We start from the raw sequence: 16,309 nt of genomic DNA on the forward strand, positions 1-16,309 counted from the left end.
GTCAGTGATTCACAGGTGCTTGGTGATTTACTTAATCAGATTCCACAAGATGAGCGGATTGACTCTGTTTATACCGATGGAGCTTATGACACCAAGCAATGCCGTCAGGTCATTGCAGATCGGCAAGGGCATGCGGTGATTCCACCTAGAAAAAATGCGAAACCATGGAAAGATACAAAGAGTAGCTCGCTAGAGCGAAATGAATTACTTCGAACAATTAAAAGTTTAGGCAGGACACTATGGAAAAAATGGTCAGGCTATCATCGGCGAAGTTTGGTTGAAACTAAGATGCATTGCATCAAATTATTAGGAGATAAACTCAGTGCAAGGAGTTTTGATAGCCAAGTGAATGAGATCCATGCACGTGTAGCAGTCCTTAACAGATTTACGGAATTAGGTCGACCACTTACCCAAGTTACGCCTTAAATTTGGCTCAATTAGGGGCGCTTTGCATTTCAAATCTTTGTGCAACAAAGCCGCTCTCAATTGGTATTTTGGGTTAATATTTTTAGAGATGATATCGTTAATAAAAAAGCACCTTGGGGTGCTTTTTATTGGCTACCATTTTGTATTTGAATAATTTGCACTATCTAAAATATCAGTATTCTAAAACGTATAGACATTAAAAAGCCCCATGGTTAGGGGCTAGTCGTATGCACATCTAAGGCACATACTGTAAGAGGCTCATCTCATACTGCGTGTATTAAACCACATTTACACAATATTTGCAGCAATCACTCAATCATAATGAGGTCGGATTTATTTTCGAGTTTCAAAGGGCGTAAGGCAAAAATGGAGCGTGTATGTCGTACGCCTTTCATTGAGTATAAATTTTTACGCAAAAAGCGTTCATAGTGTTCCGCATTTTTCACTGCGACTTTGAGTAAGTAGTCGTAATCGCCAGTTACTAAATGCGCTTCAACCACTTCAGGCATGTAAGCCAGTGCTTCACTAAATTGCTCTAAGATTTCATCATCATGGCGTTCAAGCGTAATTTCAATAAAAAACAGCTCATTAATACCAATGGCTTTTGAATTAATCTTTGCTGTATAGCCTTCAATGATGTTGAGATTTTCTAGGCGTTTTACACGTGTCCAGCAAGGAGAAGAGGACAGCCCAACTTTCTCAGCCAACTGGGTAACGGTCAGACGGCCATCTTGGCGAAGTTCAGACAAAATACGGCGGTCAATTTTATCTAAAACGTAGTGAGCGTCATTCATAACGTGTTCCTGCGTATAATTTTCTTTATAAACTATTTTATGTGAAAATATTTCTCAATAAATACTCAAAATAAGCAAATAAAAGAGAAATACTCTGCATCGGTCATGACTACAATCAAGTGATTCAATCAAAGTCATTTGAGAAATTGGCTTTGATTTGCAACCAGCGCCCTTAAATGGAAGGGTGCCTTTTATTGGCGCTGTTTGCTGACTTATTTATTGTATTTTTTGCGTTTTTGATCTTTGTTTAAACCAGTAAGTTAGAGTTAAGCAGCCAATCCAAAGTGGAATCAGCATTACTGCAATTCGCATATCAGGTGTGAGCCACATCACCACTAAAATACCAAGCATAAATACAATACAGATATAGTTGCTGATAGGGTAAATCAAAGTTGGAAACAAGGTTGATTTTTGCAATGCCAGCATACGTTGCTTGAATTTTAAATGGGTCAACGCCAACATCATCCAGTTAATCACAATGGCTGAAACCACAAGGCTCATTAGCAGTTTAAAGGCTTTTTCTGGGAAGATATAATTCAATACGACACACAGTAAGGTCACCAATGCAGAGCATAAAATGGCTGCATAAGGGATGCCACGGTGGTTAATTTTCTTTAAAAACTGTGGGGCATTGCCTTGTTCTGCCAGACCTAGCAGCATACGACTCGTGCCATAGCTGGTACCGTTATACACCGATATGGCTGCGGTTAAGACCACAAAATTCAGCACAGTTGCAACGCCTTGACTACCTAAGGAGTCAAAAATCAAAACAAAAGGGCTACCGCCTTCTGCGATTTGATTCCATGGAAACAACGAGAGCAGAACGATGATCGTAAGCACGTAAAACAGCAATACACGATAGACAATTTGATTGACTGCTTTAGGAATAGTCGTGGTCGGATTTTTGGTTTCCGCAGCTGCAATACCAACGAGTTCAATCCCGCCAAAGGAAAACATAATGATGGCCATCGCCATGATTAGGCCAGAAATACCATTGGGAAAGAAACCGCCTAGAGCCCATAGGTTAGAAATAAAGGCATGTGCACCACCGTGACCACTTGCCAGTAACCAAGCGCCATATCCAATCATGCCAATGATCGCGAGAATTTTAATCATGGAGAATAAAAATTCTGTTTCACCAAAGACTTTGACATGCAGCAGGTTGATGGCATTGATCAGTACAAAGAAACCAAGTGCTGAAATCCATGTGGGAATTTCAGGCCACCAATACTGGACATAGAGGCCTATGGCACTGAGTTCCGCCATGCAGACCAAGACATTGAGCACCCAATAGTTCCAACCCGACATAAAGCCAGCAAAAGGGCTCCAAAACTTATAGGCAAAATAACTAAAAGAGCCACTTACTGGTTCTTCAACCACCATTTCACCCAACTGGCGCATCATGAAAAATGCAATTAAGCCCGCCAGTGCGTAGCCTAAAATAACTGAAGGACCAGCCAGTTTAATAGTTTGCGAAATGCCTAAAAATAGACCTGTACCAATAGAGCCGCCTAAAGCAATCAGCTGAATATGGCGGTTGCTCAGCCCATGCTTAAGCTGGGGTTGCTGTTGTGCAGACATGATTCATCCATCTCTAGCACATGCGATAGACATCACATGAACTATGACTTAATAAAAATTCGTGGTGGAAATATAATATTTATTTATCGATTAATGAAATTAAATTTATCAATAGCGTTGGTTTTTATTTGAAAGCTGCAATTTTGCGGTGAAAATAAAGCCAGTCAAGCAAGTGCTGCTTGAACTGGCGACAGGCTTGGCTTGATATGTACCGCTTTAAGATGAAAGCTGTGCTGCAATTTCAGGCCATATGTTTTGATGGGAACGCTTAAACATCGCCATATGACCAATGGCTTTGTGGCCATAAGCCTGTGGTTTGAGTTCAATTTGATCTGTTTGTGCATTTGGGTAAAGGCTGAGTAAGCCTTTGACATTCACTTGCGTGGCAATTTCATCATCCGATGCCCAAATGGCTGTGATTGGACAGCGAATATCACGGTGGAAGTCATCTTGTACTGTTTTGCCTAAGGCATTAATTACATAACCTGGTTTGCTGCAAAACTGTGCCCAATCACGTGCCACATCTTTGGGTAGGTTTTCGCCCATGCCAATGGCATTGGTCGGTCCGTAACCTAAGGTATAACGTGCAATAGGAAAGATCAGTTTAAACATCACAGGAGCCAGCAATTTGGTACGACCTTTCAAATCTTTTACGTGGCCTGTTGATCCTGCAACAGCAACGACTTTTGCGACTTTTTCATAGTTTGGATTAATACCTAAAAGTTGCCCACCTGCACTATGACCGAGCAAGATCACTTGTGTCGCTTGGGTCTTATTCAATAACACCTCCATCGCCGCTGGGATATCCAATTGCCCCCATTGCACGATGCTGGCTTTCGACTTTTTAAGTGGTTCATGCAGAGACTCACCAATGCCGCGAAAATCAAAAACCAAAACGGCATAGCCTTGTTCTGCAAGCCATGATGCAAAATGGTGGTAAAACTGTTGAGTAATACCTGTGGCAGGGCAGATTAAAACAGGTAGGGCTTGTTGTGTACCTTGGGCTGCATAAAAGCGTCCACTGAGTGAATAATGGTCAGAGCAGGTAATAGCTAAAGTTTCGTAATTTTGCATAATCGGTTAAGCATAGAATTTTTTTCTACTCTACCTAAGTTCCAAAAAGAAACTTGTCTAATCTATGACTTTGAAGTCAAGTAGATCTGTATAGAATAGAGTGAAAATAAAAAGGAAAACACATGCAGTTTGTTGAAGTAGATATGTCGGTAAAATTTGCACTTTTGTTTAGTGGGATTTTTCTGTTTGTAGGGATGCTGACAGGGGTATGGAAATATGCACAAATACGCCATTCACCGCAGTTTCGCGCACACTATTATGTTGATATCGCGCACCGCAGTAGTTTGTTATATGCACCTGCAAGTTTAATTATTGCGGTAATGGCCGCAATTTCAGTCTGGCCCGAGCCTTTGAACATGCTGTTTGTGGGAATTAATTTATTCTTTTTTAGCTTTTCGATACTGAGCTATATTGTGCATGGGCTATTGCAAGACACCAATAACCAATTCCGTAGTCCACATGTTTTAGGCAAATGGACTTTACCCAAATCAATCATGCTGATGGCAATGATGGCATTGGTTGTGGGGGAAATTGTGGCGACGTTGGGCTTGTTGTGGGGAATGTTTTTCGGTTTATTTTAAGTTGTTCTTATATTTTTTAAAATATTTATACTTTTACAAAGGTGGATGACTAATCATCCACCTGTTTGCTAGTCAATTGACTGTGTGGCCTTTCGGAATTTTTGATCGACGACTGCCCATAAATAAAAGGCAAATGATACGACGATAGCGTAAGCAAAATATTCAGCTTTAAGGTTACCTTGAATTAAGCCATGCATGATCATAATGACCATTAGGGCAATGGTGGTACTTAAATACGTCACCATATTCTTGTTTGCCTTCAGAGCGTTAATGAAGACTTGCTTGTTGAAATGTAATGATAACATCTCCATCCCTCCTTGAGTTTTTGACTAAAAACCAATGTGTTTAGTCGGATTAGTTCTTAATGTTGTACTGCTAAAACTTGCGTTGATCAAGAGCAAAAACAACTATTTTCAGAGAAATTATGCTATACCAATCAGAAAATATGTATGTAGCATTTTTTTAGTGAATAAATAGTATTTCGTTACGGTATAAGATGACAAATAAATGATGCATGTAAGCTTATACATAGATTGTATAAAGCAATATTGATGCCATGAATGGCTTGCTAGGACAGGCTTTAAAGAATTTTATATTTTCTAATATTAAATTTATAAGAGATATGAAGGTCTTGATATACGACTTTAGCGGTGTATATGAAATGTGTCAGTATGTACAAAAACTGATGTAGAAAGAAATGAAACAATATGTGTCCATTTGGATAAAATGTGACAAATATTGATCATGCTTAAAATCAGGTTTGGGTAAAACCAGACTTTAACAACATCAGCTTTTGCTTATTTTTTCACTTTGTCGATTACAACAGCAATTACAAAAACTACCAATGATGGGATAAGCCATGCAAGGTTTTGTTCTGCAAGAGGTAAGTGAGTCAGCGCATAAGGTAGTTCAAAATTCGCAACTTTTAAACCGTCTAGAAGACCAAAGACCAAAGACACTGCTGTAACAGGTGCAATCACTCGGCGAGGATGATTAAAGAATTTCCAGCCAAAGCTCAGCATAATCACCACAATTGCAGGTGGATAAATTGCACTTAAAACAGGCACAGAAAAGGCGATGAGTTTGGTTAAACCTAAGTTTGAAATAATGAAAGAGAAACCAATCAGAATGAAGACCCAAACTTTATAGCCAATTTTAGTGATTGAACTGAAATATTCAGCACACGCACAGGTCAGGCCAATCGCAGTGACCATACACGCAATAAAAATCATGGCAGAAAGGAAGATAGAACCTAAGTCACCAAATGCATGTTGAACATATGCATGCAGGATCACTGCACCATTGCTCGCATTTGCTGCGACTTCATGGCTTCCAAGGCCAAGTTTAAATAAGCTGAGGTAAACTACAGTTAAACCAATACCAGAAATGATACTCGCAATAACTGCATAACGCGTAATCAGTTTAGGGTTGCTGACACCACGTGAACGAATGGCTTGAATAATCACAATACCAAAAACCAAAGCACCTAAAGTGTCCATGGTTAAGTAACCATTTACAAAACCTTCAGAAACAGGGCTGTCAACATAATTATTGATGGCTGGCGGAACGAAACCCGTTGGAATCATCATCGCCGCAATGCCAAGGATGGCTAAAGATAAAATCTTCAGTGGCGAGAGTACATAGCCAACCGTGTCTAAAATCTTGTTTGGATACAGTGAAATGAGGGTGACTACACTAAAGTAGATTGCACTGTAGATCAGCAAGCTGCTGCTTGATGTTCCAAGATAAGATGAAAAACCAATTTCATAAGAAACGGTTGCAGTACGTGGTGTCGCAAAGAGTGGTCCGACAGTTAGGTAACACGTAATGGTTAAAATGAGACTGGCTATTTTACCCAAAGGTGAACTTAAAATTTGAATCGAACCTTCGACACGTGACAGCGCAATAATGGTGATTACAGGTAAGCCCACAGCAGTGATTAAGAAACCAAAAGCTGCTAGCCATACATGCTCACCCGCTTGCTGAGCCACAATCGGTGGAAAGATAATGTTGCCCGCACCAATGAAGAGTGCGAAAGTCATAAAACCCAAAGCAACAATATCCCGAGTACGCAGACTTGTCATAAAAGGGAGATCGAGTTGAACAAAGGGGACGATTTTAGTGCATAAGTGTTTTTTTGGCTAATTTATTTCATGGGTAGTATTAAATTTTTTTATAAGATGAAAAGTGAATATATCAACTTGTAAAAAATAGGTTGATATATGTGATTGATTATCCATTTTAAAATAGAAAAATTATAAATATTAAAAGCTTGAGGCGCTATTTTTCCTAAATTAAAAGTTGTAGTGCAAATGCTTTAAAATTACACAAATTTTTTAAAGGCTGGTTGTTGGAGGCTACCCTAAGATTTAAGTTTGAACAAAAATATTGAGAAAAGGTCTATACTTGCGACTTCATAATTGAGGATATTTCAATGCGTGGCTTAAATGTGAGCATAAAAACTGAACAAGATGTAGAAAAACTTCGTATATCTGGTCGTTTGGCTGCCGAAGTTTTAGCGATGATTGGTGAGCATGTAAAGCCGGGTGTCACGACTGAATATCTGGATGATATTTGTCATGACTTCATTGTAAATACCTTAAAAGTGACGCCTGCCAATATTGGTTATCATGGCTATACCAAAACCACCTGTATTTCTCCAAATGAAGTGGTCTGTCACGGTATTCCATCGCCGAATGTTGTACTCAAAGATGGCGATATTATTAATATTGATGTGGCGATTATTAAAGATGGCTACTTTGGTGATACCAGTCGTATGTACTATGTGGGTACAGTGAAACCGGAAGCCAAAAAGCTAGTCGATACGACTTATGAGGCGATGGTTGCAGGTATTCATGCTGTGAAGCAAGGTGCAACGCTTGGTGATATTGGTTATGCCATTCAAACTGTTGCGCACCGTGAAGGTTATAGTGTGGTACGCGAGTATTGTGGTCATGGTATCGGCAAGGTTTATCACGAACAGCCAAGCGTATTGCACTATGGTCAACCAGGTAAGGGGATGCAGCTTAAAGCGGGCATGGTGTTTACGATTGAGCCGATGATTAATATGGGCAAAGCGCATGTCAAAGAGCTCAAGGACGGTTGGACAGTCGTGACTGCTGATAAGTCTTTAACTGCGCAGTGGGAGCATATGGTACTCGTGACTGAAACCGGTTTTGAGTTACTATCACCTTGGCCTGAAGGTACGGGCAGTTATCCAGAAATTTAAGTTGATGTTTTGTCGTTGATTAAATTTTAGACTTTGGTCTAGCTTTGTGACTTAAAAGCTAAATTAAGTATTAAAAGCAATCACTGATATTTCTGAATCCCTTTATTTATCGCATTTTTGCTATTTTTTGATTAAAACTTATACATGCAAGCTATTGGTCTATACTTCATTTTGTCACTAAAATTGTTTCCAAGATACTCGCTGTAGTTTCTTATTTTGAAAGTTTATGAGCTTATCCACCTCGGTTAAGCTCTTTTTTTTGCCTCATGGATTGGCTCAATGTGATTGAGCATGTGTAGGGTTTAAAGTGATTTATTTGAGCTAAGGTGTTCAATTAAATAGTCAATAAACACACGGACAGCAGGTAGTAAACCACGGCGTGAAGGATACACCGCATGAAAAATACCGTGTGGTGCTTTCCAGTCGGGCAGGACACGAACCAGCTCACCACTTTTCACCATATCTTGTACGATGCTGTCTGGAAGTAGGGCAATGCCGCAGTTTTTACGGACCAGTTGAGCCAACATACTCAAATCAGAGCCCATCACCACAGGGTTGACGCGTATTTTCTTTTGTTGCTGTGCATCATTATCCACGATGATATGTTGATCTAAATGCTCATCAACCATACTTAGTATATGATGTTGGCTTAAATCTTCAGGTTGTTTCAGTTCGCCAAATTCATTTAAGTAAGCTTGGCTGGCAAATAAATGCTGCTCGATATTTTCAAATTTACGAATTACCAAACTTGGATCATCGTCTAGATTGGAGCGGACGCGAAGGGCAATATCAAAACCTTCGTTGATAATATCCACACGGCGATTGGTTACCATCATTTGCACTTTAATTTCGGGATAGGTTTTTAAGAAACTTGGTAAAATGCGTGCAATTTGGTTTTGTGCAATCGATACTGGCAGGCTGAGTTTAATGACGCCACGCGGTTGTAAACTGAGATGATCGACCAAATCGTGTGCGGCTTGTGCAGCATTCATCATCACTTGCGCATGACGGTAAATATTCATACCAATATCGGTCACTGCGAAATGGCGAGAGCTGCGTTGAATTAGGCGTACACCCAAGCGCTCTTCGAGGTTATACACGCGTCGACTGAGCTTGGATTTAGGAATATCTGTTGCGCGTTCGGCTGCGCTAAAACCACCATGTTCAACCACTTGAGCAAAACAATAAAAATCATCTAAATCGCTTAACATTCACGATGTCCATTTGTGCAACGATAGGCTTAATTAAAAAGTGATCGTTGCAGTTTGTCAATTTTGAAATTGTAGAGATTTAATTGAAAATACTCAGCTATTTTAAGGGTTTCGCTGAGTTTTCGCTTGTTTGAGTATTTCAAGCACCACTTTATATTCTTCAAGTCGTGCAAAGTCGTGTGCTGTTGGATTGTTTATGCGCGTAAGGTTCATATTATCGAGTACATCAACATATTTCACTTGGGTTGCAAGAGGGTTTAATACAGTGCGCTTAGCCGCTTCCAAACGTGATTCACCTGTTTGTTTGGTCAGTGCTTGTATGGATTGAATGATCTCGGCACTAAAGCCAAGCGCTTTTAAGTCTTCAGCAGTCGTTGCGGTGTCTTCCAAAATGTCATGCAACACCGCAATGATTTGTAGGGTGGGATTGGAAAATTGCAACATGAGGCGAAGTGGATGCAAGATGTAAGGTTGTCCGCCCTTATCGAGTTGCCCCGCATGTTGGGTTGCAGCCAGTGCAATGGCTTTTTCTAAAGTCGACATGATTATTCTAGGTACTTTATCCTATGCTAAACTTCGCAGCATCTTTGTTTAAAAACTAAATTATGACTTATCAATTGATCCCACTAGACTGTGAAGCGACAGATCCCGTAGCGTGTCCACACTGCCAACAACAGGTAATTGATTGGTCTCAGGAACAATACGTTCAGCCTTGTGAGCATACCTTATTTATTGCGATGGACATTGGTTTTGAATATATCACAGATGAATTTGAAGCGACCATGCAGCGCAGTGTTGATGATCTCCATGCACATGATGATCAAGTGATTATGTTTGAAGAGTTAACTCAAGCCAGTTACCCAAAATTTATCATGTTAAAAGCACCACTTGGTGTTGAAGGCTATTCACGCTATTTAGGCTTTACGGCTTAATAAATAAAAGCGCCATTGCGGCGCTTTTATTTGAATCTGTCTTAGTTTTCTAAAGCTTCTTCTTCACTTTCATCATCTGCGGTATCCATACCTAGCTCTTTAAGTTTACGCGTAAGGGTGTTACGCCCCCAACCGAGTAACTCAGCCGCATGCCGTTTACGGCCACGGGTTTGTTGCAGCGCAGCAATGATCAATGTACGTTCGAACATTGGGGTTGCGATATCGAGGATTTTCATCTCGCCATTTTTCAGCTTTTGCACAGCCCATTGACCCAACAACTCATCCCAATGGTGGACTGCAATCCGATCTAAGTTTTGCGCGGCTTGCGCATCTTCACCTGAGCGGGTAATTGGAATTTGCTTCAGCTCTGATGGTAAGTCTTCAGGATAAACTTCACGTCCTGTAATCATGACCGTTAACCAGCGGCAAGTGTTCTCGAGCTGACGTACGTTTCCTTGCCAAGGCAGCTGTTGCATATATTCTTGCGTTTCAGGACGAAGGATTTTAGGGCTTACACCTAATTCTTTGCCTGCACGTGCCAAGAAGTGTTGCGCTAACATTGGGATGTCTTCGCTACGATGCGCCAGTTTTGGAATGTGAATGCGAATCACGTTCAGACGGTGATATAAGTCTTCACGGAAGCGACCATCATGTACCAATTTTTCTAAGTCTTGGTGCGTTGCCGCGACAATACGTACATCTACTTTTACTGGGATATGCCCACCAACACGGTAAAACTCGCCATCAGCCAAGACACGCAGTAAACGCGTTTGTGTTTCAAAAGGCATATCGCCAATTTCATCTAAAAACAGCGTTCCACCATTGGCCTGTTCAAAGCGACCTTGGCGCTGGGTATTGGCGCCAGTAAATGCACCTTTCTCATGACCAAAAAGCTCTGTTTCAATTAGGTCTTTGGGAATCGCGGCCATGTTGAGTGCAATAAAAGGTTTGCTGCTCCGTGGTGAGTGGCGGTGTAGCGCATGCGCAACTAACTCTTTACCTGTACCAGATTCACCATTAATTAACACTGTAATGTGTGATTGAGACAAACGACCAATCGCGCGGAAAACTTCCTGCATAGCAGGAGACTCGCCAATGATTTCGGTCGATTGAATCGGTGGTACCGTTTTTGCCGATTCTTGCTGCTGCATTTTGGTGATGTGCAAAATCGCACGATTCACTAAAGCTAAGGCTTCATCAATATCAAAAGGCTTGGGTAAATACTCAAATGCGCCTGTTTGATAACTTGAAACAGCAGACTCTAGGTCAGAGTGAGCCGTCATAATAATGACAGGTAGATCAGGATAGTTGGCTTTAACTTTCGCTAAAAAAGTTAAGCCATCTATGCCGGGCATACGAATATCGGTCAAGATCACATCGGGTGCATCTAAACTGAGTTGGTCTAAAGCAGATTGAGCTTCTTCAAAACTTGTGACGTCAAAACCTTCTTCTTTGAACGTTTTTTCCAGCACCCAGCGCATGGCGCGATCGTCATCAATTACCCATATTTTATTTCGCGACATGGTTTAACTCCCAAGGTATATATAAGCTAAAAGTTGTTTTTCCGGGAACAGATTGGCATTCAATCATTCCGTTATGTTGATGCATAATATTTTGCGCAATACTTAAACCCAGTCCTGTGCCTTTAGCACGACCCGTGACCAGTGGGTAAAACACGGATTCTAAAATTTCTTCTGGAACGCCCGGACCATTGTCTTCGATATCAATCCGTACCACAGAGCGTTGCAGTACACCATTGATGGTCACTAAACGTTGAATACGGGTGCGTAACATTAGTTCAGGTTGGTGGTCGACAAAGAACTCTTTATTTTCAGTCATGGCTTGCACTGCATTGACGCTAATGTTCAGCATAACTTGTATCAGTTGATCACGATCGGCCATCACTTCAGGTAATGACAAATCATAATCACGGGTGATCTTAATTTTCTTTTTGGTTTGGTTGGTAATGAGTGAGCGAACACGCTCTAAAGGCTCATGTACATTGACCAACTCATAACTTGGGAGCTGACGTGAACCAAGCATGGTGTCTGCTAAATTACGTAAGCGATCGACTTCACTAATAATAATGTCGGTGAACTCGCTATATTGAGGATCATTGAGGCTACGTGCTAAAAGTTGTGTAGCACCGCGAATTCCGCCTAGCGGATTTTTAATTTCATGTGCAACACCGCGAATCAGTTGGCGTGCAACCTGATGTTGTTGTAAGAAGTTTTCTTCCTTGGAAATTTTGAGCATCCGATCAATCGGATTGATCTCAATTAAAAGCAAAGGATGATAGGGTTTATTTGAATTCAACTGTGACACGGTATAGTCAACATGAATATCTTTAAAGTTGACCTTAATGATGGCTTCACGACGGGTGTAGTGTTGTCCCGAGTTTAGAGTATTGAGAAGTGCTTCTTCTGTATTGAACTCATCATTGGGTGCATGGAGTAAATTAAGTGCAGGTTGGCCAGAGGCACGTAAAAGACTGATATCAAATAATGCTTCGCAAGAGGAATTTAAGTAAAAAATATTTAATTTACTGTCGACCAATAGAATCGCAGTGGTCAAATTGTCCACTAAAAGGCGATAGTCGATAGAAATAGGGTGATCCATTAGCGAATGTATCCTGTATTAAAATAGCGCAATGGCATCTTGATAAAGCATTAACCGTTCCAAATAGCGGACTGAATTGATGCAAATAAAGCAAAATGCACGCCAACTTTGATTTTGTATAATGAAATGAGCACACTTTTTTTGCGGAATGCGCTGTAAATGAACGATTAGCTAAAGATATAGCGGATTCTAAAAATCAAGTAAACTGAAAGTGACTTAAAATGGTGCGTTATACTGATTCTACTACAGTGTTGGTTTTATTTTGGTGCATTAAACAAAGAGTGTGGAATCGATCTGTTTTTATAAACAGAAAAGACATACAATACGCGCATTCTAGTGGAGCGCAGATTCATGAAATCCCCCAAAGTCGGTTTTGTTTCTTTAGGTTGTCCTAAGGCATTGGTTGATTCCGAACGAATTTTAACTCAGTTGAAGACTGAAGGTTATGATGTAGCATCAGATTATGATGGTGCGGATTTAGTTGTTGTAAATACCTGTGGTTTTATTGAATCTGCAGTGCAAGAGTCTTTAGATGCCATTGGCGAAGCCATGAGTGCGAACGGTCGTGTAATCGTTACGGGCTGCCTAGGTAAAGACGAAGACAAAATTCGCCAAATGCACCCAAATGTCTTAAAAGTGACAGGGGCGGCTGCATATCAAGAAGTGATGGAAGCCGTGCACCAATACGTGCCTGAGCCACCAAAACACAACCCATTTATTGACCTTGTTCCAGAACAAGGGATTCGTTTAACGCCGAAGCATTATGCGTACTTAAAAATCTCAGAAGGGTGCAACCATCGTTGTACCTTCTGCATTATTCCAAGTATGCGTGGTGACTTAGTGTCTCGCCCAGTCGGTTCTGTTTTAGAAGAAGCGGCTGCGCTTAAACGTGCCGGTGTAAAAGAAGTACTCGTTATCTCCCAAGATACTTCTGCTTACGGCCTCGATACCAAATACAAATTAGACTTTTGGAATGGTCAACCTGTTAAGACGAAGTTCTATGACATGTGTGAGGCCTTAGGTCAACTGGGTATTTGGGTGCGTTTGCACTATGTCTATCCATATCCACATGTGGATGCAGTGATTGACTTGATGGCACAAGGTAAAATTTTGCCTTATTTGGATATTCCATTCCAACATGCCAGCCCAAAAGTTTTAAAACTAATGAAACGACCTGCGCATAGTGAAAATACACTTGAGCGTTTAAAGCTGTGGCGTGAAAAATGTCCTGACTTGGTGATTCGTTCAACCTTCGTTGTGGGTTTCCCTGGCGAAACTGAAGAAGATTTTGAAATCTTACTTGAGTGGTTGAAAGAAGCACAACTTGATCGCGTAGGCTGCTTCACCTATTCACCTGTTGAGGGTGCGACAGCAAACGACTTGCCAGATCACGTGCCTGAAGAGATTAAGCAACAGCGTTATGAACGCTTTATGGAAGTGCAACAGGCGATTTCTGCTGCCAAACTTCAAAAGCGTGTTGGTCAGAAAATGACGGTGCTGGTCGATGAGTTGGATGAAGAATTCCCAGTTGCGATTGCACGCTCATACGCAGATGCTCCTGAAATTGATGGCAATGTCTTTGTGGAAGATATTGATAAAAGCCAGATTAAATCAGGCGATTTGTTAGAAGTCGAAATTACCGATGCAGATGAATATGATCTGTATGCACAGTTGATTTCGATTAAATCGAATTAAGACACAAATAAAATTTTAAAATTTAGATATTGGAGTTATTGCGATGTTGGATTCTAAAAAACCACGTTTTGAACGCATCTTACTGAAACTTTCTGGCGAAGCGTTGGCTGGAAATAAAGATATGGGTATTGATGCTCAAGTACTTGATCAAATGTCTTTGGCAATTGCGCACTTAGTGGGTTTGGGTGTACAAGTCGGGATTGTTGTGGGTGGTGGTAACTTATATCGCGGTAGTCAATTGCAAAAAGATGGTTTGGTTGGTCGCGTAACGGGTGACCAAATGGGTATGCTTGCAACCGTGATGAATGGCTTGGCATTACGTGATGCTTTGGTACGTCGCAATATCAAAACGCGTTTGATGTCAGCATTGCCAATTGGTGCTGTGGTTGAATCATACTCAAGCCGTGATGCGATTCGTCACCTAACACAAGGTGAAGTTTGTGTGTTTGTCGCAGGTACAGGTAACCCATTCTTTACCACAGATACAGCAGCATGCTTACGTGGTATCGAGATTGAAGCCAACCTGATCCTAAAAGCAACGAAAGTTGATGGTGTCTACAACAAAGACCCAAGCAAATATGATGATGCTGTTAAATATGACACATTAACTTTTGACCAAGTGTTAGATGAGAAATTGGGTGTGATGGATTTAACAGCGATTTGCTTGTGTCGTGACCACAATGTGCCGCTTCAAGTCTTTGACATGAATAAAGCAGGCTCATTGCTTTCAGTGGTTATGGGTGAAAAAGAGGGTACTCACGTAACGAACTAATGTACGTGACCTCGAAAGCTCTTTATACTACACGCTATTTTAGAATTTATATCTTTTCGAATTAAGTAAGGAAGATCACATGATTAACGATCTTAAAAAAGACGCAGAAGACCGTATGAACAAGTCACTTGACTCGTTAGAACACGGTTTTGCCAAGGTTCGTACAGGACGTGCGCATCCATCTATCTTAAACGGGGTAATGGTTCCTTACTATGGCTCAGATGTGCCATTAAACCAAGTGGCAAACGTGGGTGTTGAAGACTCGCGTACCTTGTTGATTCAGCCATTTGAGCGCACGATGGTTGCGGCAATTGATAAAGCGATTCGTGAATCAGATTTGGGTTTAAACCCGATTACGGCTGATGCGATTCGTGTTCCAATGGCTGCATTGACGGAAGAAACACGTCGTGACATGCAAAAAGTTGCGCGTAACGAAGCTGAAAATGCAAAAGTTGCAGTACGTAATATTCGCCGTGATGTACTGGGCGACATCAAAGCATTGTTGAAAGAAAAAGAAATTTCTGAAGATGATGAACGTCGTGCATCTGATGATATTCAAAAAATCACAGATAAGTTTGTTGCTGAAATCGACAAACGTCTTGCGAATAAAGAAGCTGAGTTGTTGAAGGTCTAATTTGTATAATGACCGATTCAGAAGATAAGCTTACTCTTCCAAAACATGTTGCCATCATCATGGATGGCAACAATCGTTTTGCCAAAAAAAATGCAATGCAAAAGGGCGATGGTCACCGTGAAGGAAAAAATGTCCTTGACCCGATTGTTGAGCATTGTCGAAAAAAAAATATTCAAGCATTAACCGTTTTTGCTTTTTCGAGTGAAAATTGGAAGCGCCCTCAAGCTGAAGTTGATTTGCTCATGAAATTGTTGGAAGACACGATTCATGAACAGTTGCCTCGTATGCATCAATATCAAATGTCCTTACGTTTTATTGGTGATCGTTCTAAATTATCTCCGCAATTGCGTGACTTAATGTTGCATGCCGAACAAGACACTGTTAATTTCGACAAGATGACTTTGACCATCGCAATTAGTTACGGTGGGATGTGGGATATGGCGCATGCGGCTAAGCAGATTGCACTTGCTGTTCAATCTCAAGCGTTAGATCCTGAGCAAATTGATGAACATGTTTTTGGCCAATACGTTAGTTTGAGTGATTTACCCGCTGTGGATCTATTGATTCGTACAGGCGGGGATTTTCGTTTATCGAACTTTATGTTGTGGCAAGCAGCTTATGCAGAGCTTTACTTCACTCCAACTCTTTGGCCAGAGTTCAGTGTAGAAGAGTTTGATGACGCCTTGGCTGTATTTGGTGGGCGTGAACGTCGTTTCGGGAAAACGACGGAACAAATTCTACAAGATAAAATTGAGAACTAA

General features: G+C 40.9%; 17 protein-coding genes. 8 read left to right on the plus strand and 9 right to left on the minus strand.

Annotated features, from left to right (window positions below):
* Positions 1 to 426 (plus strand): IS5 family transposase (locus MF4640_RS03925; RefSeq protein WP_153042467.1); only part of this gene is annotated, 426 nt, incomplete at its 5' end.
* Between the two features lie 308 nt (positions 427 to 734).
* Here the strand turns inward: MF4640_RS03925 and MF4640_RS03930 are convergent.
* From MF4640_RS03930 to MF4640_RS03940, 3 genes are all read right to left on the minus strand, one after another.
* On the minus strand, positions 735 to 1,220 hold the full coding sequence (locus tag MF4640_RS03930) for an Lrp/AsnC family transcriptional regulator (protein WP_004696532.1): 486 nt from the start codon (positions 1,218 to 1,220) through the stop codon (positions 735 to 737).
* A gap of 216 nt (positions 1,221 to 1,436) precedes the next feature.
* Positions 1,437 to 2,801, minus strand: coding sequence for an amino acid permease (locus MF4640_RS03935; RefSeq protein ID WP_078388760.1), 1,365 nt, complete (start codon positions 2,799 to 2,801; stop codon positions 1,437 to 1,439).
* A 216-nt stretch (positions 2,802 to 3,017) separates the two neighbouring features.
* A complete protein-coding gene (locus MF4640_RS03940; RefSeq protein ID WP_078388761.1) occupies positions 3,018 to 3,875 on the minus strand; it encodes an alpha/beta fold hydrolase in 858 nt (285 codons plus the stop codon).
* Between the two features lie 122 nt (positions 3,876 to 3,997).
* On the opposite strand from MF4640_RS03940, the gene MF4640_RS03945 reads away from it, so the two are divergent.
* Positions 3,998 to 4,456, plus strand: a complete 459-nt coding sequence (locus MF4640_RS03945; protein ID WP_078388762.1) for a hypothetical protein — start codon at positions 3,998 to 4,000, stop codon at positions 4,454 to 4,456.
* A 68-nt stretch (positions 4,457 to 4,524) separates the two neighbouring features.
* Here the strand turns inward: MF4640_RS03945 and MF4640_RS03950 are convergent, their stop codons facing one another.
* Positions 4,525 to 4,761: a hypothetical protein gene (locus tag MF4640_RS03950; protein ID WP_004696541.1), complete on the minus strand. Its 237-nt coding sequence runs from the start codon at positions 4,759 to 4,761 to the stop codon at positions 4,525 to 4,527.
* A 492-nt stretch (positions 4,762 to 5,253) separates the two neighbouring features.
* Positions 5,254 to 6,540 carry a branched-chain amino acid transport system II carrier protein gene (gene brnQ / locus MF4640_RS03955; RefSeq protein WP_004981952.1) on the minus strand — a complete coding sequence of 429 codons (1,287 nt, stop codon included), beginning with the start codon at positions 6,538 to 6,540 and terminating at the stop codon, positions 5,254 to 5,256.
* A 350-nt stretch (positions 6,541 to 6,890) separates the two neighbouring features.
* Between brnQ and map the strand changes: the two genes are divergently transcribed.
* Positions 6,891 to 7,685: a type I methionyl aminopeptidase gene (gene map / locus MF4640_RS03960; RefSeq protein ID WP_005400725.1), complete on the plus strand. Its 795-nt coding sequence runs from the start codon at positions 6,891 to 6,893 to the stop codon at positions 7,683 to 7,685.
* 302 nt (positions 7,686 to 7,987) lie between these two features.
* On the opposite strand, the gene MF4640_RS03965 is transcribed toward map, so the two are convergent.
* Both MF4640_RS03965 and MF4640_RS03970 read right to left on the minus strand, forming a co-directional pair.
* On the minus strand, positions 7,988 to 8,896 hold the full coding sequence (locus MF4640_RS03965; protein ID WP_078388763.1) for a LysR family transcriptional regulator: 909 nt from the start codon (positions 8,894 to 8,896) through the stop codon (positions 7,988 to 7,990).
* A gap of 102 nt (positions 8,897 to 8,998) precedes the next feature.
* Positions 8,999 to 9,439: a phosphohydrolase gene (locus MF4640_RS03970; RefSeq protein ID WP_078388764.1), complete on the minus strand. Its 441-nt coding sequence runs from the start codon at positions 9,437 to 9,439 to the stop codon at positions 8,999 to 9,001.
* Between the two features lie 62 nt (positions 9,440 to 9,501).
* Here MF4640_RS03970 and MF4640_RS03975 point away from each other — a divergent pair, with 62 nt between their 5' ends.
* Positions 9,502 to 9,828 carry a hypothetical protein gene (locus MF4640_RS03975; protein ID WP_004696551.1) on the plus strand — a complete coding sequence of 109 codons (327 nt, stop codon included), beginning with the start codon at positions 9,502 to 9,504 and terminating at the stop codon, positions 9,826 to 9,828.
* A 41-nt stretch (positions 9,829 to 9,869) separates the two neighbouring features.
* On the opposite strand, the gene glnG is transcribed toward MF4640_RS03975, so the two are convergent.
* Both glnG and glnL read right to left on the minus strand, forming a co-directional pair.
* Positions 9,870 to 11,351, minus strand: a complete 1,482-nt coding sequence (gene glnG, locus MF4640_RS03980; protein WP_004696552.1) for a nitrogen regulation protein NR(I) — start codon at positions 11,349 to 11,351, stop codon at positions 9,870 to 9,872.
* Complete coding sequence (gene glnL / locus MF4640_RS03985; protein ID WP_004696555.1) at positions 11,338 to 12,447, minus strand: nitrogen regulation protein NR(II); 1,110 nt, start codon at positions 12,445 to 12,447, stop codon at positions 11,338 to 11,340. Before glnL ends, glnG begins: the two co-directional genes overlap by 14 nt.
* 351 nt (positions 12,448 to 12,798) lie before the next feature.
* On the opposite strand from glnL, the gene rimO reads away from it, so the two are divergent.
* The 4 genes from rimO (at position 12,799) to uppS (ending at position 16,309) form a co-directional block, all read left to right on the plus strand.
* Positions 12,799 to 14,142, plus strand: coding sequence for a 30S ribosomal protein S12 methylthiotransferase RimO (gene rimO, locus MF4640_RS03990; RefSeq protein WP_004696556.1), 1,344 nt, complete (start codon positions 12,799 to 12,801; stop codon positions 14,140 to 14,142).
* Between the two features lie 43 nt (positions 14,143 to 14,185).
* Positions 14,186 to 14,914, plus strand: coding sequence for a UMP kinase (pyrH, locus tag MF4640_RS03995; protein WP_004696558.1), 729 nt, complete (start codon positions 14,186 to 14,188; stop codon positions 14,912 to 14,914).
* A 79-nt stretch (positions 14,915 to 14,993) separates the two neighbouring features.
* On the plus strand, positions 14,994 to 15,548 hold the full coding sequence (frr, locus tag MF4640_RS04000; RefSeq protein WP_004981941.1) for a ribosome recycling factor: 555 nt from the start codon (positions 14,994 to 14,996) through the stop codon (positions 15,546 to 15,548).
* Positions 15,549 to 15,556: 8 nt separating this feature from the next.
* Positions 15,557 to 16,309 (plus strand): polyprenyl diphosphate synthase, encoded by a 753-nt coding sequence (gene uppS / locus MF4640_RS04005; RefSeq protein ID WP_078388765.1) that lies wholly within the window; start codon positions 15,557 to 15,559, stop codon positions 16,307 to 16,309.

The sequence above is a fragment of the Acinetobacter sp. MF4640 genome (assembly GCF_002018895.1).
GTDB classification, from domain to species: domain Bacteria; phylum Pseudomonadota; class Gammaproteobacteria; order Pseudomonadales; family Moraxellaceae; genus Acinetobacter; species Acinetobacter johnsonii.